The following is a 19,774-nucleotide window of genomic DNA, read 5'->3' on the forward strand; positions in this document are numbered from 1 at the left end:
ACCACCTCTGTCTCGGTCGTACCGGACGTGGCTGCTGGCTGAACCTGCTCCTACCGTAGCGTGCCCGCCCCGAACCCGCCACAACGACATACGTCGTTCTACCGATGTCTCGACGGCCCGACAGGGCAAGAGTTGCTCAGGTCAAGCAACGTGGTGAGCACAGGAGATGGGGAAGCGGTGACCGACCCGGACTGGCACGACGAGCTGGTGCTCGTCGCCGAACTGTCCAGCGTCAACAACCAGATTGCCCGGTACGTACTCCGGCTTCTCGACGCGGACGCCGGAAGACGAGAGCAGGTGGGCGTGGCCGATGAATGCGCATTAGGTGGGCGCCTCGTCGACCTCGGCTACACATTGCAGAATCGTGCAGTGCACCGGGCCGCAGGCCTTGACGGCGATGGTGGGGCCATCGACGAAGAAGACCTGCGGCCGGCGCCGCTCGCACCGGACGGCTACCTCATTCGACCGAGGTGCGCGATCCACTGAAATGATTTCGATGAAGATCCGTCAGTTGTGCGTCATCCCAGGTGTAGCGCCGTTGTGCGTCATGTCCGGCGGTTCCGCCGCACCTGCACCTGCACCTGCGAAAACCAACAGAATCGAGGCAACAAGGGCGGTGGCCATTCGCGCGATTCTCATCGTGCCTCCCGTTTTCTCTGCACCGGAAAAGGGGCCTAGCATCCAAGCGACGACTGGCCAGAGAGCTCGCGTGGGGTATACAAGAGGCCCAACATATCCTCTTACCAATTCCACTATGACATGTGAGGTGTAATTGAGGAAATAACCGACTGCTAACGAGCGGCTAACAACTGGGCCGTTCGAAGAAACGCGCATGGTCGGTGGTTGATGTGGCGACCCCCACTACGGGCGGACCCTGCACAACCGCCCGGATGGCCGATGCCTTCGGCCACGGCACGTCATATCGTCGAACCATGCCGGGTGGTGCGTCTGCGCTTGTTGGCCGTGACGCCGAACTCTCCAGGCTCGTCGAGTTGACCGACGACCTCGCCGCCGGCACGGGGCGAGCGCTGCTCATCGAGGGCGAGCCCGGCATCGGCAAGTCATCCCTCGCGCGGGCCGCGGTGGCGGCCGCCGAGGAACGCGGCTACCAGGTGTTCTGGGCCGAAGGCGACGAGCTCGGGCAGGCGCTCCCCCTGCGGCCGTTGCTGGATGCGTTGTGGGCCAGGGAACTGGACAACGAGCCCCGGCTCGCGACCATCCAGCGACTGCTGCGGGGCGAGGTCAGCGGCGGTGCCGATCCGACGACCGCCGCGTCCGAGCAGATGCTCACCCTGCTGACCGAACTCTGCAGCGCGGGCCCGACCGTCCTGGTCGTCGACGACCTGCAATGGGCGGACGCCGCGACGATCGGCGTGTGGGAGATGCTCACCCGCTGGGTCGACCGCTCCGCCCTGCTGCTGATCGGCGTCGTCCGGCCGATCCCCCAGCGCGACGAGCTCGACGCGGTCCGTCGCGCGGTCGGCGAGCCCGGCACCGTCCGCCTCGGCGGGCTGCCCCAGGGTGCGATCGCGAACCTGGTCACCGCGATCTCCTCGGGCGAGCCCGGTGAGGATCTGCTGCGGCTCGCCGACGGGGCCGCCGGCAACCCGCTGTACGTGACCGAGTTGATGGAGGCCCTGCTGCGCTCGGACCGGTTGAAGGTCAACGACTCCGGGGTCGTCGAGGTGACCGGTGGCCCGGTGCCGGAGTCGCTCTACGCGGCGATCGCGCACCGGCTCGACTTCCTGCCCCGCGACCTGCGCACGACGCTGCAGGCCGCGGCCCTGCTCGGGATGGACTTCCTGGTCTCCGACCTCGCGCTCGTGCGGAATGCCCGCATCGTCGACCTGGTGCCCGCACTCGACGAGGCCTGTGCCGCCGGCGTGCTCCGGGAGGTCCGCGAGCGGCTGGCGTTCCGGCACCCGCTGATCCGCCGCGCGCTCTACGACGACATCGCCGAGGCGGTCCGGCCCGCGTGGCACCGGGACGCGGCCCGCGCCCTGGCCGAAGCCGGGGTGCCGCACGACCGGGTCGCCCGCCAACTCCTCGCCGCCACGAAATCGCCGGACGCGGGTCCGCTGGACGAGCCACTGCTCGACTGGCTCGCCGACGCCGCGCCGACGCTGATCGCGCAGACCCCGAAGCTGGCGATCGACCTGCTGAGCCAGGCGTCCCGCCGCTCGCCGCCGAACACCCGGCGCGGCGCGGTGCTCGCCTGCCGGCTGGCGGACGCGCTGTTCCGGACCGGCGACCACGTCCGGGCCCAGCGCGTCGCGCACCGCACGATGGCCGTGATCACCGACCCGGACCTGGTCGTCGACCTGCACTGGACGGTGTCCCAGTGCCGCGCGCTGGCGGGCCGGGCCGACGAGTCGTTCGAGTCACTGGCGCGGGCGCTCACCCTGCCTGGTCTGTCCGCCCAGCACCGGGGCCGGCTGCTGGTGATGACCGCGCGTGCTCACCGGGACCTCGGCGAGGTGACCGTGGCCGGGCGGGTCGCCGCGGAGGCCCTGGCGACCGCTGAGCAGGCCGGGGACCGCTGGGCGGTCGGCTGGGCGCTGCACGTACTGATCATCGTGTCGATGATGCAGGGTGACGTCGCGAGCGCGGTGCCGCTGTTCGAGCGGGCGCTGGAGGTCGTCGAGGACGACACCGCGCTCACCGATCTCGCCCTGTTGCTGCAGATCAACAAGGCCGTCGCACTGGGTGACCTCGACCGGTACGAGGACGCGATCCGGGCCGCCGAGCGAGTACGCCAGCAGGCCGACCGCTCCGGCAGCCTGGTCCGGCTCGCTCAGGCCCAGACCGCGCTCACCGAGCTGCTGTTCGAGGTGGGCCGGTGGGACGACGCCCAGGCCGAGATCGAGAACCTGTCCGACGACTTCAAGGACCCCGGGGTGACGTGCTGCGACCGGGGCATCGCCGCCGTGATCGCGTTCCACCGGGGTGACCCGGCGACCGCGCGGCAGCATCTGGAGCTGGCCGCGCCGAGCGCGGAGAAGATCGGCAACCGGGTCATCGCGTCGTTGAAGCTGGCCCGCAGCCTGGACCTCGAGATCAACGACGCGCCGGCCGAGGCGCTGGCCGAGCTCACCGCGTGCGTCACCGGGCACGCCGAGGAGCTCGACGAGATGGAGGACCTGCTGCCCGAGGCGGCGCGGTTGGCCGCGCACGTCGGCACCGAGGGCGCGGCCGCCGACATCGCCGCGCAGGCCAGCACGCTGGCCGGGCAGTCCCGGGTGCCGCACCGGCTCGCCACCGCCGCGTACTGCCGGGGGCTGCTCGACCGGGACCCGTCGATGCTCCGGGACGCCGCCGAGCACTACGAGCGGGCCAGCCGCCCGCTGCTGCGCGCGAAGGCGCTGGAGGCGGCCGCGCTCACCCACGCCGAGCAGGGCGACCGGATCGCGGCGCGCTCCGCGTTCACCACCGCCGACGACCTCTACGGCGAGCTCGGCGCGAACTGGGACCTGACGCACCTGCGCGCGCGGCTGCGCCGGCACGGCATCCGCCGGGGGCCGAGGGCCAAGCACCGCCAGGCCAAGGCGGGCTGGCAGAGCCTCACCCCGACCGAGACCAAGATCGCGGCGATGGTCGCCGCCGGGCTGCCCAACCGGCAGATCGCCGAGCAGCTCGTGCTCTCGCCGCGCACGGTCGGTACGCACGTGTCGCACATCCTGGCCAAGCTCGGCGTCCGGTCCCGCATCGACATCGCCCGCGAGGCCGCCGAGCACGACCACACGCTCACCTGACTCGTGGTTTGCTGGGGATCATGCTCCCCGAGTACGGCCGGCGGTCGCTGGCCGAGGTGCTGCCGTCGCTGCTGGCCGCGCTCGGCGTCGGCGGCGCGCCGGCGCTGCCCGTCGAGCCGGCCCGTGCGGCGGCGTTGCTGCTGGTCGACGGGCTCGGCTCGGAACTGCTGCGCGAGCACGCCGCCGACGCGCCGTTCCTCGCGTCGCTGCCGGACGCGGGACCGCTGACCGTCGGGTTCCCGTCCAGCACGGTGGTCAGCCTGGCCTCCGTCGGCACCGGCCTGCCGCCTGGTTCGCACGGCATGGTCGGTACGTCGTTCGAGGTGGACGGAACGCGGCTGGACGGGCTGAACTGGCGCGCGGACGCGGACCCGGCGCCCGAGCGGGTGCAGCCGGCGCCGACCGTGTTCGAGCGGGCGGGGGCGGCGGGGGTCGCGGTCACGGTCGTGTCCAGGCGCGTGTTCCGCGACACACCCCTGACCCGCGCGGTGCTGCGCGGCGGCGAGTACCGGGGCAACCGGGCGCTCGGCGACCTGGCCGCCGAGATGATCACCGCGCTGACCGCGCCCGGCCGGCGGCTGGTCTACGGCTACCACGCCGACCTGGACACGATGGGGCACGTGTACGGGCCGGGCTCGCTGCCGTGGCGGGTGCAGTTGGCGCAGGTGGACCGGCTGGTCGCGACGCTGGCGAACGCGCTGCCGGCCGACGCGGTGCTGGCGGTGACCGGTGACCACGGCATGGTCACGATGGACCGGACGTTCGACGTGGACACCGTGCCGGAGCTGCGCGCGGGGGTACGGCTGCTGGCCGGCGACCCGCGTTCGCGGCACGTGTACGCGGAGCCGGGCGCGGCGGCTTCCGTGTTGGCGGCCTGGCGGGAGGTGCTGGGCGACGCGGCGGTCGTGGTGCCGAGGGAGCAGGCCGTCGAGGAGGGCTGGTTCGGGCCGGTGGCGGCGGCGTTCGCCGGGCGGATCGGTGACGTGGTGGTGGCCGCGCGTGACGGTGCCGGTGTGATCAGGTCGGTCGCGGAGCCGGCGGTGTCCTCGGCGGTGGGGCAACACGGTTCGCTGTCCGCCGCGGAGTTGCTGGTCCCGTTCCTGCTCACCCGAGTTTGATCAACGAACTCCGCGAAGGGCCTTACCTGCCTGCTACTTTTGCTGGTATACCTGGAATCAGCAAGGTGTCTACCCGCTCTGTCCATAATGGACGGTCAAGTGGGAGGGAGTTGATGCCGGGTGGTCGACGGCAGGGAACTGGTACCGCTGCGCACCGGATTCGACGTGGTGTTCCGCGGTTACCGGCGTGGTCCGGTGCGGCAGTACGTGCAGAGCGTCGAGGAGGAGCTGCGCGTGCTCGCCGCCGATCGGGATGCGAACGCGAACCTTGCCGAGAACCTGACCAGAGAGGTGGAACGGCTGCGCGCGGAGAACTCCCGCCTGGCGCAACGGATCGACCAACTGAAGCGGGCGCCGTTGGACCCCGAGCGGTTACCGCCGCGGCTGCGGCGGATGGTCGAGCTGGCGAAGGAGGAGGCCGGCGAGATCATCGCCAGGGCGCAGGCCGCCGCCGAACACTGCTCGGCCACCGCCCAGGAGGAGGCCGAGCGGTTACGCACCCGCCACGAGCAGCGGTTGACCGAACTGGACGACCGCCGCCGCGCGATGGAGTCCGAACACGAGACCCTGATGCGCCAGGCGAAAGCCGAGGTCGCGGAGCTGGACGCGCGGGCAGCCCGCCGCCGCGAGCGCATCGAATCCGACTTCGAGGTCGCGATGGCCGCCCGACGCACGGAGGCCGTCCAGGAGATCACCGCCCGCAAGCAAGCCGCCGAACAGGCCGCGGAAACCCTGCTGACCAGGGCAAAAGCCGAGGCGGCCCGCCGCATCACCGACGCGGACCGGAAGGCGGAGCGCACCCTCACCGCCGCGTCCGCGGAGTCCACCCGCCGCCTGGCCGAAGCGAAGATCCAGGCCACCCGCGTCACCGAAGCGGCACGAGCCAGCGCGGACCGTCAGCTAGCCGAGGCCAGGACCACCGCCGAGACGTTGGTCGACACGGCCGTCACCAGGGCCGACCACCTCGTCGACGACGCCACCGCGCGAGCGAACCACCTCGTCACCGAGGCCACCGCCGAAGCCAACCGCCGACGCGCCGAGGTCACCACCCACGCCGAGGCCCTGATCGACGACGTCACCACCAGGGCCGATCACCTGCTCGACGACGCCACCGCCCGAGCGAACCACCTCGTCACCGAGGCCACCGCCGAAGCGGACCGGCGGGTCGGGGTGGCGCGGCGGCGGGTCGACGAGCTGCGTGACCTGCGCGCTCAGCTCGCCGACCACATCCGCACCACGCGCGAGATCCTGACCGGCGCCGCCCCGCTGCTCCAGCCCGACGACCCGGACGACGACCCCGACCCAGGACCGAGACCGGCGGACATCCCGGCTCAACGCATGAAGGTCGAGCAGCCCACCCCGACCTGAACGGCGGGCGGAGACTCACCGCACGGCGTCGAGGGCCTCGGCGAGCATCGGCTTCAGGCTCTGGCTGAACTCCCGGTTCAGGTGGTCGCCGTCGAAGTACACGGCGACGTTGCCGACCACCGCGTAGCAGCGGCGGGCGTCGCAGAAGTAGTCGGTCAGGTCAACGAGGGTGACCTCGTCGGTGGTCCTGGCCACCTCGGTCAGCGGGTCCGGCGGGTGCGCCGCCGCCCGGTCGGCCGCACACGCCAGCGGATCGTCGGGGTTCAGCGTGACGCAGTCCCGCGACCGCACGCTCACGCTCTGCGGCGGATCGGCCAGCACCACCACCCGCGCGCCCGCGTCGGTCCACACCCGCCAGTACGGCTCCAGACCCTCGCGGTACTGCTCGACCTGCGACCGGCCGGAACCGTCGTCGGCGTTCTCCTCGCGGGCGTGGAACGACGTCAGGACCATCGCCGGGCGGTCGGCGGCGATCACGTCCACCATCCGTTCGGTCCAGTCCATGCAGGTCTGGGTGTGCGCCTCGGGTGCCTCGACCCGGTACCCGGTGAACTGGATCTTCGCGAACGGACAGCCGCCGAGCACCGCGAACTTGAGCACCCACCCGCGCTCCTCGGCCAGCTCGAACAGCGGGCTCTGCCACTGCTGCGCGTGCGAGTCGCCCACCAGCCACACCGTCTCGGCCGACGACGCGCCCCGGCTGTAGTCGCACACCGACGTGGTCTGCTTGTCACCCGCCCGGTACTCGTCGACCGGCACGCACTCCGGCGGCGCCCAGTAGTACCGGTTCGCCGGGCCCATCGTCACGACCTCCGCCGGGCCGAGCGGGTCCGCGCAGTCGTTCTCCTGGTCGAGCGCGCCCGCGCCGTGGCACCGGTCGGCCGCCTGGACCGCCAGCTCCCGCTCGGCCTGCGCGACGTGCCGGTCGTAGGTCCAGTTCAGCGACCCCGCGGCGAGCGAGACCGCCACCACTCCGGCGACCATGCCGGTGAAGGTCAGCCCGGTGCTGCGGGTGAGCCGGGGCCAGGCCATCCCGCGGTCCTCGACCAGCACCTTCGACAGGTACGCCAGCACCAGCGACGCGGCGAGCACGCCGAGCAGTTGCAACGTCGTCGGCTCGGTCACACCGAGCGCGAACGGCGCCAGCACGATCAGCGGCCAGTGCCACAGGTACAGCGAGTAGCTGACGTTCCCGACGAACTGCACCGGTGCCGAGGAGGTGACCGGCGTGTGCCACTGCCGCCCGTCCCGGTTCCCGGCCACGATGACCAGCGCGGTGCCCACCGTCGGCACCAGCGCGAGGTAGCCGGGGAACGGTGTCCCGTGCCCGTAGGCCACGGCCGAGCCGACGATCATCGCGAACCCGGCGAGCGAGGCGATCCCGCAGGCCGCCCTGGGCAGCACCAGCCGCGTTCCGAGCAACGCGACGAGCGCACCCAGCGCGAACTCCCACACCCGAACGGGCGTCACGAAGTACGCCTGCTCGGGGGACGTTTCGGTGAGGTAGACGCTGTACGCGAGCGAGGCGGCGCCGACCACCGCGATGCCGGCGAGCCGCGCCCTGAGCTTGAACAGCAGCACCAGCAGCAGCGGCCAGAACAGGTAGAACTGCTCCTCCACCGACAGCGACCAGTAGTGCTGGACCAGGCTCGCCACCGCGTTGACCGCGGAGTAGTCGACCGAGTTGATCGCCAGCAGCCAGTTCTCGAAGTACAGCGCGCTGGCCACCGCCTCCTGCGCGTTCGCCTCCCAGCGCGGGTACGGCAGCAGCAGGTAGGCGGCGACGAGGCTGGCCCCGAGCACCAGGAACGCGGCCGGCAGCAGCCGCCGCACGCGCCGGGCGTAGAAGCGGCCGAGCCGCACCCGCCCGGTGGTCCCGATCTCCCGGCCGAGGTGCGAGCTGATCAGGAACCCGGAGATGACGAAGAACACGTCCACCCCGACGTACCCGCCGGTGAGCCACTCCGGCCACAGGTGGTTGAGCACGACCGCCAGCACCGCGACGGCCCGCAGCGCCTGGATGTCCGGCCGGAACCCACGAGCAGGGCGCTCGGTGTTCCGGGACGGGGCGGGCTCGTGCCGCTCCTCGACCGCCACCCCCACGCTCGCGCCCCCTGCTTCCGTCGCCCGGCTGGTCGTCCCCCGAGCGGGGAGCGTACTCAACGGTTTCCCCGCTAGGCTCGGTGCCCGTGCCGTCCAGCCCGCTCCCCCGCACCGAGAACCCGCTGCTCGTGCGCACCGACTTCACCGACGACGCCGCCTGGGCCGCGTTGCCGGCGGAGGTCGACGACGAGTACGTGACCTACGTCGCGGACCCCGCCCACCGGGACCTCACGCCCGAGGACCTGCTGTCCCTCCTGCCGCCGGACCACCCGCAACCCGTGCTCGTGGTGGCCGACGCGACGACGTTCGCCGGCGACGACCACCCGCTCCTGGCGGTCGACGTCAGGGCGGAGCCCGGTCGAACGTTCCGCGTCGCGGCCGACGCCGTCCGCAGCGTCGTCGGCAACCTCTCGATCGACAACCTGACCTTCGACGACTACCTCGACTCCGTCGGCGAGGACGGCGTCCACCGCCTGCACCCGAGGCACGTCGAGGCCCTGGCCGCCCTGCGCGGCGACCAGCCCCCGACGCCCTGACGTCAGGGTGTCCAGGGCGGGGCGATGGCCCAGCTGACGTCGGCCGGGTAGGAGGCCGGGTTGTCGTAGGCGTGCGCGCCGCCGCTGGAGGCGACCCACACCTCCTCCGCGTAGTGCCGCACGTTCGTGCCCAGCTCGTTGACCGAGGCCAGCCGGACGGTTCCCGCCCCCGACCCCGGCTGCGCGCAGAACGTGGCGTCCCGGCGGAACAGCTCCGACCCGTCACTTCCCGCGATCCGCACCCGGAACGACTGGTGCCGCAGGTAGTTCCCCGCGATGTTCCGTGACTCGAACGAGTAGCACGACGGATCCGCCAGCCCCCGCCGCACCACGAACGTCGCGTCCGCCTTGAGCAGCGCCGGACTCGACGCCGTGACCACGTCGGTACGCGCGAGGCTGTCCCGGTGCCGCAGGTACCGGTCGGTGAACCCCGGCGTCGTCACCCGCAGTGACCGCGCCTGGTCCAGCGGCAGGTCGACCGCACTGCGCCAGCGCGGCACCACCGCCGCCCACGTGGTGTCCTCGGCGAAGCTCGCGGCCGTGTCCCACGGGTTCGGGCCACCGCTCCGCGCCAGGTACACCTGCTCGTCGAAGTGCCGGACGAACGCGCCGGGAGTGTCGTAGGACTCCAGCGCTGTCGCCCCCGAGCCGGAACGGGCACAGAACGTGGCGTCGCCGGCGAACGCCGCCGAGCCGTCGGACGCGTCGAGCCGCAGCCGCCAGTCCGCGTGCCGCAGGTACCGGCCGGGGAAGTTCCGCGACTCGAACGACAGGCACGACGCGTCCGCCAGCCCCGGCCGCGCCCAGAACGTGGCGTCCTTCTTCAGCACGTCCGATCCGTCGTCGGGGTCCGTGCGCGCAAGGCTGTCCCGGTGCCGCAGGTATCGGTCGGTGTACCCGGGCGTGGTGACCCGCAGCGACACCAGCTCGCCGCGGCCGACCTCGGTGCCCTCGGCCCGCGCCAGCACCTCCTGGTTCACCGCGCGCACCCGGGCGGCGTCCATCTTCAGTACCCGCCGGTCGTAGGTGTAGAAGCCGTTGACCTCGTTCTCCAGGTCGTACGGCTCGGTGTAGACCGATCCGGACAGCCCCCGGGTCTGCACGAACCGGCCGACCTCCTCGGTGATCGCGACGTACCGGTTGGTCAGCGACGTCTCGTCCGGGTACAGGTCCCCGTAGGCGAACCCGGCGCCCGGCTCCCACTCGTGACCTTCCACCCGCCGTCCGAGCCCGCCGTACTCGCCGAGCACCGCGACCCGGGTCGCCGTCGGCAGCCGGGTACCCGCCGACATCTGGTACGCGTGGTCGTCGATGATGTCGCCGTTCGACGGCTCCGGGTCGGACACGCAGCAGTTCGAGCCGGAGTTGTGGTTGATCAGCCGCGTCGGGTCGATGGAGCGGACCAGGTCGACGATCCGCCCGTTGTCGTACTCGCCCCAGCCCTCGTTGAACGGCACCCACTGCACGATCGACGTGATCTGCTTCAGGTTCTCCACCATCCGCCGCAGCTCCGACTCGAAGTTCGCGTGCGCCCGCGCCGGCACGTCGTCCACCGCGTCCAGCGACGGCATGTCCTGCCACACCAGCAGTCCGAGCCGGTCGGCGTGGTAGAACCAGCGCGCCGGCTCGACCTTGATGTGCTTGCGGACCATGTTGAAGCCCAGCGCCTTCTGCCGCTCCAGGTCGAAGGCCAGCGCCTCGTCGGTCGGCGCGGTGTAGATCCCGTCCGGCCAGTAGCCCTGGTCGAGCGTGCCGAGCTGGTAGACGAACTCGCCGTTGAGCAGCGGACGCATCACCCCGCCGACCATCGCCTTGCCCAGCGAGCGCATGCCGAAGTAGCCGGTGACGACATCCGAGCCCATGGTGACGCGCAGGTCGTAGAGGAACGGATCGTCCGGCGACCACAGCCGCGCGTTCGGCACCGGGACCCGCAGGTGCCGCCCACTCGTGCCGGTCGCGGTGCCGACGACCGTCCCACCGCTCAGGACCTCGGCACGGACCGGCTGGCCGGGGCTGCCCTGGACGACGAGGTCCAGTTCGCCGGCCGGGACGTCCGGGGTGGTGTCCAGCCGGGTGATGTGGTTGGCGTGCACCGGTTCCAACCACACGGTCTGCCAGATGCCGGACGCGGCGGTGTACCAGATCCCGCTCGGGTCGCGGCGCTGCTTGCCGATCGGGTAGGTGCTGCCGTCGATCGGCGAGTACGCGCCGACGATGATCTCGTTGGCGCCGTCGCGGAGCGCGTCGGTGATGTCGAAGGCGAACGGGTCGAAGCCGCCGGTGTGCGTGCCCACCAGGACGCCGTTGACCCAGACCCTGGCCTCCCAGGTCACCGCGCCGAAGTTCAGCTTCACCCGGCGGCCGTCCCAGCCGGACGGGACGGTGAACGTCCTGCGGTAGAACATGCTGTCCTCGTGCCGCATGATCCCGGACAGCGCGGACTCGATCGGGTACGGCACCAGCACGCCCTCGGGCAGCGTCTGCCCGACCGGCGGCGAGTCGATGTTCGGCGTGCCGGTGAACTCCCAGACGCCGTTGAGGTTGAGCCAGTCCGCGCGGACCAGCTGCGGGCGCGGGTACTCGGGCAGCGCGTTCGTCGGCGAGACCTGGCTCGTCCACGGCGTTGTCAGCGGCGGCTGCTTGGGCACCCACTCGGCGGCCGAGGCGGCCGGGGCGACCGCGACGACGGTGGTCGCGGCGATGAGGAAAGCGTTTGCGGCTACGAGGAGACGTCTCATCCGGTGCTCCCGAAGGTGAGTGCTTCGAGGCCGCTGGCCTGGGTGCGCCAGTCGACCTGGTTGGGGTCGCCACCCGCCCAGCGCTGGCCGACCCGGTTGAGCGCGTCCCGGTCGCGCGTCCAGACCGAGTCGGCCTGGGCCCGCAGGTACCGCCGGTACGCGGGCGATCCGGTCACGTCGGCCAGGTCGGCGAGGTAGCGGACGAAGATGCCCTTGAACTGCTTCTGGTTGTCGTCGCACCTGGCGGTCCCGACGTCGCAGCTCTCGGTGAGCACGCCACCGCGGGTCAGCACGTCACCGGTGATCGCGGCGTCGGCGAGCCGGCGCGCCACGTCGAGGTGGCGCGCGTCGCCGGTCGCCCGCCACACCTCGACCAGGCCGCCGATCGCGAGGCCCTGGTTGTAGGTCCACACCGTCTGGCCGTTGTTGCGGCAGTCGCCGGTCAGGCCGTCGTTGACCAGGCCGGCGGCGTTGATCATGCCGCTGGCCAGGTACCAGTCGGCGGCGTTGCGGGCACGGGTGAGCCAGACCGTGTCGCCCGGTGTTCGCAGGTGCAGGGCCGCGGTCAGGCGCAGGTACTGGCCGTTGGTGACCGCGTTCTTGTAGGTGCGTTCCCGGTTCCACCAGACCCCGCCGCCGCAGGTGCTCGGGTCCCAGTAGCCGTGCACGTAGGTGGCGATCCTCCCGGCCATGTCGAGGTAACGGGCCTCGCCGGTGTGGTCGTAGGCGGCGATCCAGGCCAGGCCCCACCAGGCGGCGTCGTCGATGGCGCGGCTGCGGAAGTCGCCCTCGATCGGATCGGTGCCGCGCTCACCGGCGGGGAACGTGCCCCGGTTGCGCTCGAAGGTGCGGGCGATGACCCAGTCGTGGCTCCGGTCGCCGGTGTGCGCGGCGTAGGCGATCAGCGCGGTGAGCGTGGCCGCCGAGTTCCACCAGCTGCTCCGCCACCAGCCGTCGTACGGGTCGTAGTCGTACAGCAGCGCGTCGGCGGCCGCGGCGGCGCGGTCGGTGGCCGGGCGGGCCCAGGGCGTGCAGCTGCCCTGCTGGTACGGCGCCGCCCGGCCGCACGCCCGTACCGCGCCGCCGTAGTGCCTGGCGCGCGGGTCGTGGGTGGCGAACATCGTGGTGCTGGCCGAGGTCCCGGTCGCGGCGGTGCGGCCGAGCGACGACCCGCCGGGCCAGCTCGCGCCGGCGTTCCACGAGCGGTCCAGCCAGATCTCGTCGCCGGGCGCGCCGGACTCGATGCTGCCCCAGGCCATGCCGTCGCGGTCCAGGTGCAGGCGGATCGTGCGGCCGAACAGCGTGGTCGGCGGCACGGGCTGGGTGTCGCCGTCGGCCAGGCCCGGGTCGGCGCCGTCGCACCGGGTGTCGCAGACCTCCGGGTACACCCACTCCGTGCACCCGACGCCCTGGGCGTCCCCGCAGGCGCGGATCACGCCTCGGCGGTGGCCGCGCGGGTCGGAGATGTTGTACATGAGCGTGCGGGTGCCGGTCCACGTGTCCGGGATGGTGGCCCGGCCGAGCAGTCCCTCCCAGGTGGCGCCGCCGTCCCAGGAGCGGTCGAGCCAGACGGAGTCGCCGGGGCGCCCGTCGTCGATGCTGCCCCAGGCCATTCCGTCCACATCGGACACGTGGAGGACGAGGCGGCGGCCGTTGAGGTCCTTCTCCGGCACGGGAAAGGTCTCCTGCCCGGCGCGGGACGGGTCGAGCGTGTCGCAGTGCAGGAAACAGACGGTGGCGGCGGGCTCGGCGACCGGTGCCGGTGCCGGTGCCGCCCGCGTCGACTCGGTGGGTACGGTCACGATCCCCGCCGCGAGCGCCGCGACGAGGGCCAGCTGTACTGACATGTGTGCTCCAGGTGCAGGGGTTCCTGGTGCGGTATTCAGTTGTGGGCGGTGCTCTCGCGGATCTCCAGGGTGAACGGGATCGGGACGTCCTCGGGTGGGAAGTCCGGGTCGGTGGCGCGGCGGTGCACGAGGTCGACGGCGGCCTCGGCGAGCGCGGCCTTGTCGGGTGCGACGGTGGTCAGCGAGGGCACGGTGAACGCGCTGTGCTCGGCGTTGTCGAACCCGACGACCGCGACGTCGCGGGGCACCCGGAGTCCCGCGTCGACGATCGCGCGGATGGCGCCCTGGGCGAGCATGTCGTTGAAGCAGAACACCGCGTCGGGCCGCCGGTCCAGCAGCCCGCGCATCGCGGCGGCGCCGTCGGCGAGGTGGTACCGCAGGGTCTCCGCGACCAGCGCCGGCTCGTACCGCAGCCCGGCCTCCTCGATGGCCCGGCGGTACCCGGCGAGCCGCTGCGCCGCGGTGCCTCGGGTCGGGTGCTGCCCGATCACCGCGACGCGGCGCCGCCCGAGGTCGAGCAGGTGCCGCACGGCGGCGTGCGCGGCGCGGACGTTGTCGATGCCGACGTGGTCGAGCGGGAGCGCCAGCGGGTGCTCGCCGAGCAGGACCACCGGCACCCCGACGCCGGTGAGGTCGCTCGCCTCCACCGCCTGCGGGCTGACCAGCGCGCCGTCGACCAGGTGCGGGCCGAGGGAGGCCAGCGTGGCCCGCTCCCGGTCGCGGTCGCCCTGGGTCTGCTCGATGAGCACGCTCCAGTCGTGCCGCTGCGCGGCGGCGATGACCCCGCCGGCCAGCTCGCCGAAGTAGGGGATGCAGAGCTCCGGCACGACGAGCGCGATGAACCCGGTGCGGCCGCGGCGCAGGTTGCGGGCACCGACGTTGGGCCGGTACCCGGTGGCGTGCAGCGCGTCCTCGACCCGGCGCCGGTTCTCCGGCTTCACGAAGTCGTAGCCGTTGACCACGTTGGACACGGTCTTCACCGAGACCCCGGCGAGCACCGCTACGTCCTTGAGCGTGGCCACCCTCTACTTTTACAACGTTGTGCCAACGCTGTAAACCGCTACTTGACCTGGACGAGCTCCCCGCTGCGCACCTTGCCTCGGAAGGAGTCGAGTTCCCGCTTGACCATCGGCATCAGCAGGTAGAGGCCGATGATGTTGAACAGCGCCAGCGCGAACAGCACGGCGTCGGCGAAGTTGAGCACGCTGCCCAGGGTGAGCACGGACCCGATCACGACGAAGGCGCAGAACACCACGTAGTACACCCGGACGCTGGTCTGGCTGCGGCCGAACAGGTACGTCCACGCCTTCTGCCCGTAGTAGCCCCAGGTGATGATCGTGGAGATGGCGAACAGCGCGACCGCGACGGCGAGCACGTACGGGAACCAGGGCAGCGCGGTGGCGAACGCCTCCGAGGTGACCGTGACGCCGTCCGGCTCGTCGCCGCCCGCGGCGACCGTGGCCCTGGCGTCGAGCCAGAACTGCGGCTTGGCGATGACGATGGTCAGCGCGGTCATCGTGCAGACGATGACGGTGTCGACGAACGGCTCGAGCAGCGCGACGTAGCCCTCGGTGACCGGGTTCTTCGTGCGCACCGCGGAGTGCGCGATCGGCGCGGAGCCGATGCCCGCCTCGTTGGAGAACGCGGCCCGCTGGAACCCGACGATCAGCGCCCCGATCGCGCCGCCGAGGACGCCCTCGCCGGTGAACGCCCCGGAGAAGATGTCCCCGAACGCGGCCGGCACCTCGGTGACGTTCACACCGATCACGAGCAGGCACGCGCTGACGTAGATGATGCCCATGGCCGGAACCAGCTTGCTGGTCACCGAGCCGATCGACTTGATCCCGCCGATCACCACGGCGCCGACCAGCGCGGCCAGCACCAGCCCGAAGATCAGCGCGGCGCCGTCGCTGCCGAGCCACCCGTCCGACCCGCCGGTGACGTCCTTGAGCTGGGCGAAGGTCTGGTTGGCCTGGAACATGTTGCCGCCGGCGATACCGAAGAACAGGATCATCGCGGCGGCCAGCCCGGCGAGCACCTTGCCCAGCCCGACCCCGAACCCGTTGCCGAACCGCTCGGCGACGCCCTTGCGCAGGTACTGCATCGGGCCGCCGGAGACGGTGCCGTCCGGGTGGTGATCGCGGTACCTCACCCCGAGCGTGCACTCGACGAACTTGGTGCACATGCCGAGCAGGCCGGCCAGGATCATCCAGAAGGTCGCCCCTGGCCCACCGATCGTCATCGCGACGCCGACCCCGGCGATGTTGCCCAGTCCCACGGTGCCGGAGAGCGCCGAGGAGAGCGCCTGGAAGTGGCTGATCTCGCCCGGTTCGTCGTTGCGGGTGTAGCGCCCGCGGACGATTCGCAGGGCCATCGCGAACCCGCGCAGCTGGATGAACCCGAAGTAGACGGTGAACACCGAGGCCGCGATGATCAGCCAGGCGACGATCCACGGGAACGTCACCCCGAAGACCGTGACCTCGGCGAACACGAGATTGGACACGAAGTCCGAGATCGGGTCGAAGACCGAGTTGATCGCGTCCTCGATGCTGGACAGCGCCCCACCCTCGGCGGCCAGGACATGCGTGTGACCGGACATGGTTCGCCATCCGACCGGTTCAGCGGTTGAGCGCGCAACCTACGGTAGTTGGTTGTTATCGGAATGTGCTCGTGCTAGTGGGTCGTGGTTGGCTGTGGCCCGTGTCCGGAGTCGAACCCACCGTCGCGCGGGTGCTCGCGCAGGCGGGCCAGAAGGTCTTCGTCAAGGTGCGCAAGCGCCAGCACCAGCGGCAGCTGCGCGAGACGTCCCGGACGCTCGTACCGAGCCGGGTCGCGGACGACCTGCGCACCGAACTGGGCGAAGCGGGCGCGCACCGCCTGCACACCTACCTGACCTCGCCGGACTTCGAGGAGATCGCACTCCAGTTCGTACTCGGCACGACGCTGGCCGACGAGCCGTGGGAGGAGCTGCGGGTCAACATCCGCCACGAGCTCCGGCACGGTCTGCGGCACGCCGGCGTCCCGCCCGAACTGCTCGTCACCGCCACGGATGTGGTCTTCGACGCGCTGACGGCCGTGAACATCCCGCCCGCGCAGCGCATCACCACGGCCGGCATCCTCGCGTCCGCGACCCACCTGACCGCGGCGGCGGCCGTCAACTCGCGCCTGCTGCGTGACCTGGGCGACCTGGCCGCCGTCCACGAGTTCGCCGAGCAACTGCGTGCGCAGGTGGTGGCCGTGCACGGGCACATGCGCCTGCCGCACCTTGGCGTGAGCCGCTCGGTCCCCTACCGGCGTCTCTACGTGGAGCCCGTACTGCGCCCCGAGCAGGAGGGCCGGGAGGCACCCGATCTGGAGCGGCTGGCCCTGCCCGCGCACCGGGCCGTGGTACTCGGCGACCCGGGCGCCGGGAAGTCGACGCTGGCCGCGAAGCTGGCGCACGACGTGGCAGCGGACCTGGTGCCTGGGGCGGAGGGGCGGGTGCCGTTCCTGCTGGTGCTGCGCAACTTCACCGGCTCGTTCCGGACCGGGGGGAAGGAGCTGGCGCACTACCTGGAGCTGGTCTGCGCCGACCCGTACAACCTCCGGCCGCCGTCGATGGCCGTGGAGTACCTGCTGCGCAACGGCCGGGCGGTGGTGCTGCTCGACGGCCTCGACGAGTTGGTCGAGCCGGAGCTGCGCCGGAAGTTCGCGGAGCTGGTGGACGGTTTCGTCAGCCGGTTCCCGCTGGTGCCGGTGCTGGTGACCGCGCGTCGGATCGGGTACGCGGAAGCGCCGCTGGACCACCGGAACTTCACCGTGGGCGTGATCGCCGGGCTGAGCGAGGCGCAGGTCCGGCGGTACGCGCAGCGGTGGTTCGCGCTGGACGCCGCGACCCCGGAGGCGGACCGGGCGCGCACGGCCGAGTCGTTCCTGCGGGAGAGCGCGGGCATCACCGAGCTGCGGTCGAACCCGCTGCTGCTCGCCCTGCTGTGCGCGATGTACTCGAGCGAGCACTACATCCCGGCGAACCTGGCGCAGATCTACGAGCGGTGCGCGGTGATGCTGTTCGACCGCTGGGACGTGATGCGCGGGATCGCCGAGGCGCCCCAGTTCGTCGGCCGGCTGCGCGGGGCGGTGCAGCACCTGGCGTGGCGGCTGTTCAGCGCCGAGGAGTCCGGCAAGGCGCTGCCGAGGCACCGGATCGTGGCGCTACTGGTCGAGCACCTGGTGGCCAAGAGCTTCGACGAGGACGAGGCGATCGCCAGCGCGGAGCGGTTCGTCGAGTTCTGCACCGGACGGGCATGGATCCTGTCCGACGTCGGCGCGACCGAGACCGAGCCCCGGTACGGGTTCACGCATCGGACGTTCATGGAGTACTTCGCCGCCGAGCACCTGGTCCGAACGAACCCGAGCCCCGAGCGGTTGTGGTCGGCCCTGCGGCCGAGGGTGCTGGCCGGTGAGTGGGAGGTCGTCGCCCAGATCGCGATCCAGCTGCTGGACCGCAACATCGACGGTGGCGCCGACGAGTTGATCCGCCTCGTGCTGGCGGACCCCGCCCGGAACCTGGCGTTCGCGGCGCGCACGCTGGGCTACGTCCACCCCGGACACGACGTCATCCGGGAGGTGACGACCGCCGCCCTGCGCGACACCCTCGACGTCGACCTCGTGGACCGCTACGGCTACGACGGTCTAGTCGCCCGCGAGTTCCTCGACCGCGACGAGGCGCTGCGCGTGTTGATGCTCCATGCCTCGCCGGGCAACCGGTCGGCGGTGCGCGCGACCATGCGCACGGTGTTGGGTGGTGAGATCGAGGACGGCCGTGAGCTGGCGGGCTTCGTCGCCCTGCACCTGGCGCGCACCTGGCCCGAGCTTCACCACGACCTGCGGGACCGGCACGGGACGACGCTGTCCGACTGGCAGGAGCACACCTGGTGGGGAAGTCTGGCGGTCGAGGCGGAACCGGCGAGCATCGTCAAGCGGTTCGGAGCGGAACCGCTCTACCTCGGCGGCATGTTCCCCGGCAACCCGCCCACGTCCGTCGTCCACAAACTGCTCCACCTGGACCCGCCGATCGATGACGACCGGCTCTGTGCCGCCCTGATCGCCGCGCCGCGTCCATGGATCACCGACGGTCGGTGGTGGGACCAGGTGTCGTCCTGGTTCTACCAGAACCAGGACCTCAGCGACGCCAGCAACTGGTGGCAACGGCAACTCGAACACCTGATCCTGGTCTTCCTGCCGTACCTGGAGACCGGGACCGAGATGGGGTCACTTCTTTGGCTGCCGAACGTGGAGCTGTTCTCGACCCTCGCCCTCACCCGTACCCAACGGATGGCTCGACCCGACCTGGCCGAACTACTGCCCCGGTCCCCGGTCGGCGACTTCGTGCTGTCCTGGGCCCGTGGGGAGTTCGACCTGGTGTGCCCGCGTCCGGTGCTCGACGGCGCGGATGACGGCGGCCATGTCGAGGGCGCCGTGGCCGAGGGCCTCGGTCTCGGCGAAGAGGCGGTGGCAGACGTCGAGGAGCGGTGACGCGACCCCGGCTGCCCTGGCCGAGGCGGCGATCAGCTCGTTGTTGTAGCGCACGTTCGAGATCGCGGCCTGCGGGGTGAAGTCGCGGGCGACGAGCTTGTCCGACTTGACCCGGGACACGCTGCTCGCCATCGGCCCCGCGTCGAGGATGCCGAGGAAGGTCTCCAGGTCGAGCCCGTGCCGCTCGGCGAAGTGGAACGACTCGGCCAGCCCGGTGACCATGGTGATCAGGTACAGGTTCACCGCCAGCTTCATCGCCATGCCGTTCGGCACCGCGCCGCAGTCGACGACCTGGCGACACATCGGCGCCAACAGCGGCCGGACCGCCTCGGTCGTGTCGGACGCGCCGGCGAGCATCGCGACCAGCTCGGCGTCCTCGGCGGGCTTGCGCGACCCGGAGACCGGCGCCTCCGCGTAACGCCCGCCGGCGGCGAGCACGTCAGCCTCCAGCTCCCTGGAACAGTCGGCCGACGTCGTTCCCATGTGGACCACCGTGCGCCCGGCGACCATCCGGAACCGCGTCGTCCCCCGCCCCAGCACCTCGTCGATCGCCGCCCCGTCGGCGAGCATGAGCACCACGACGTCGCACCGCTCGAACACCTCCTCCGGCGAGCCGGCCACCTCCGCGCCGACCGACGCGCCGGGCGTCCGGTTCCACACCACGAGCGGTACCCCGGCACGCACTAGGTTGCGCGCCATCGGCTCCCCCATGAGCCCCAAGCCGATGAACCCCGTACCCACATGCACCTCCACGTTATGACGTCTGTCATACTATGACACATGTCAGAACGCGGACCA

At 71.6% G+C, this 19,774-nt stretch carries 11 protein-coding genes and 1 pseudogene; 6 read left to right on the top strand and 6 right to left on the bottom strand.

All coding sequences use genetic code 11. The features are described from left to right. The first annotated feature begins 177 nt into the window (after nucleotides 1–177). The 4 genes from JT362_RS14745 (at nucleotide 178) to JT362_RS14760 (ending at nucleotide 6,238) form a co-directional block, all read left to right on the top strand. The gene (locus tag JT362_RS14745; RefSeq protein WP_260191763.1) at nucleotides 178–486 is read left to right on the top strand and encodes a hypothetical protein; all 309 of its coding nucleotides are present in this window, start codon (nucleotides 178–180) and stop codon (nucleotides 484–486) included. Nucleotides 487–932: 446 nt separating this feature from the next. Next, a complete protein-coding gene (locus JT362_RS14750; RefSeq protein WP_260191764.1) occupies nucleotides 933–3,752 on the top strand; it encodes a helix-turn-helix transcriptional regulator in 2,820 nt (939 codons plus the stop codon). A gap of 20 nt (nucleotides 3,753–3,772) precedes the next feature. Next, nucleotides 3,773–4,870 (top strand): alkaline phosphatase family protein, encoded by a 1,098-nt coding sequence (locus JT362_RS14755; protein ID WP_260191765.1) that lies wholly within the window; start codon nucleotides 3,773–3,775, stop codon nucleotides 4,868–4,870. A gap of 120 nt (nucleotides 4,871–4,990) precedes the next feature. Beyond that, nucleotides 4,991–6,238: a coiled-coil domain-containing protein gene (locus tag JT362_RS14760; RefSeq protein ID WP_260191766.1), complete on the top strand. Its 1,248-nt coding sequence runs from the start codon at nucleotides 4,991–4,993 to the stop codon at nucleotides 6,236–6,238. A 15-nt stretch (nucleotides 6,239–6,253) separates the two neighbouring features. Here JT362_RS14760 and JT362_RS14765 read toward each other — a convergent pair whose 3' ends face one another. Next, a complete protein-coding gene (locus JT362_RS14765) occupies nucleotides 6,254–8,341 on the bottom strand; it encodes an acyltransferase family protein (RefSeq protein ID WP_260191767.1) in 2,088 nt (695 codons plus the stop codon). Between the two features lie 86 nt (nucleotides 8,342–8,427). On the opposite strand from JT362_RS14765, the gene JT362_RS14770 reads away from it, so the two are divergent. Beyond that, a complete protein-coding gene (locus JT362_RS14770; RefSeq protein WP_260191768.1) occupies nucleotides 8,428–8,877 on the top strand; it encodes a DUF6924 domain-containing protein in 450 nt (149 codons plus the stop codon). 2 nt (nucleotides 8,878–8,879) lie between these two features. Here JT362_RS14770 and JT362_RS14775 read toward each other — a convergent pair whose 3' ends face one another. The 4 genes from JT362_RS14775 to JT362_RS14790 are packed head-to-tail and all read right to left on the bottom strand — an operon-like array spanning nucleotide 8,880 to nucleotide 16,061. Further along, on the bottom strand, nucleotides 8,880–11,615 hold the full coding sequence (locus JT362_RS14775) for an AbfB domain-containing protein (RefSeq protein ID WP_260191769.1): 2,736 nt from the start codon (nucleotides 11,613–11,615) through the stop codon (nucleotides 8,880–8,882). After that, entirely contained in the window at nucleotides 11,612–13,462 is a 1,851-nt protein-coding gene (locus JT362_RS14780; protein WP_260191770.1) for a glycoside hydrolase family 76 protein, read from the bottom strand. Before JT362_RS14780 ends, JT362_RS14775 begins: the two co-directional genes overlap by 4 nt. A gap of 35 nt (nucleotides 13,463–13,497) precedes the next feature. After that, nucleotides 13,498–14,484, bottom strand: a complete 987-nt coding sequence (locus JT362_RS14785; protein ID WP_260191771.1) for a LacI family DNA-binding transcriptional regulator — start codon at nucleotides 14,482–14,484, stop codon at nucleotides 13,498–13,500. A 38-nt stretch (nucleotides 14,485–14,522) separates the two neighbouring features. Next, entirely contained in the window at nucleotides 14,523–16,061 is a 1,539-nt protein-coding gene (locus tag JT362_RS14790) for an alanine/glycine:cation symporter family protein (RefSeq protein WP_260191772.1), read from the bottom strand. A 650-nt stretch (nucleotides 16,062–16,711) separates the two neighbouring features. Between JT362_RS14790 and JT362_RS35795 the strand changes: the two are divergent. Next, nucleotides 16,712–17,827: pseudogene (locus JT362_RS35795) on the top strand (NACHT domain-containing protein); the annotation flags it as partial. 972 nt (nucleotides 17,828–18,799) lie between these two features. Here JT362_RS35795 and JT362_RS14800 read toward each other — a convergent pair. Next, complete coding sequence (locus JT362_RS14800) at nucleotides 18,800–19,729, bottom strand: NAD(P)-dependent oxidoreductase (RefSeq protein ID WP_311202709.1); 930 nt, start codon at nucleotides 19,727–19,729, stop codon at nucleotides 18,800–18,802. Nucleotides 19,730–19,774 lie beyond the last annotated feature (45 nt).

Origin of the sequence: Actinophytocola gossypii, assembly GCF_025165815.1 — a bacterium.
GTDB classification, from domain to species: domain Bacteria; phylum Actinomycetota; class Actinomycetes; order Mycobacteriales; family Pseudonocardiaceae; genus Actinophytocola; species Actinophytocola gossypii.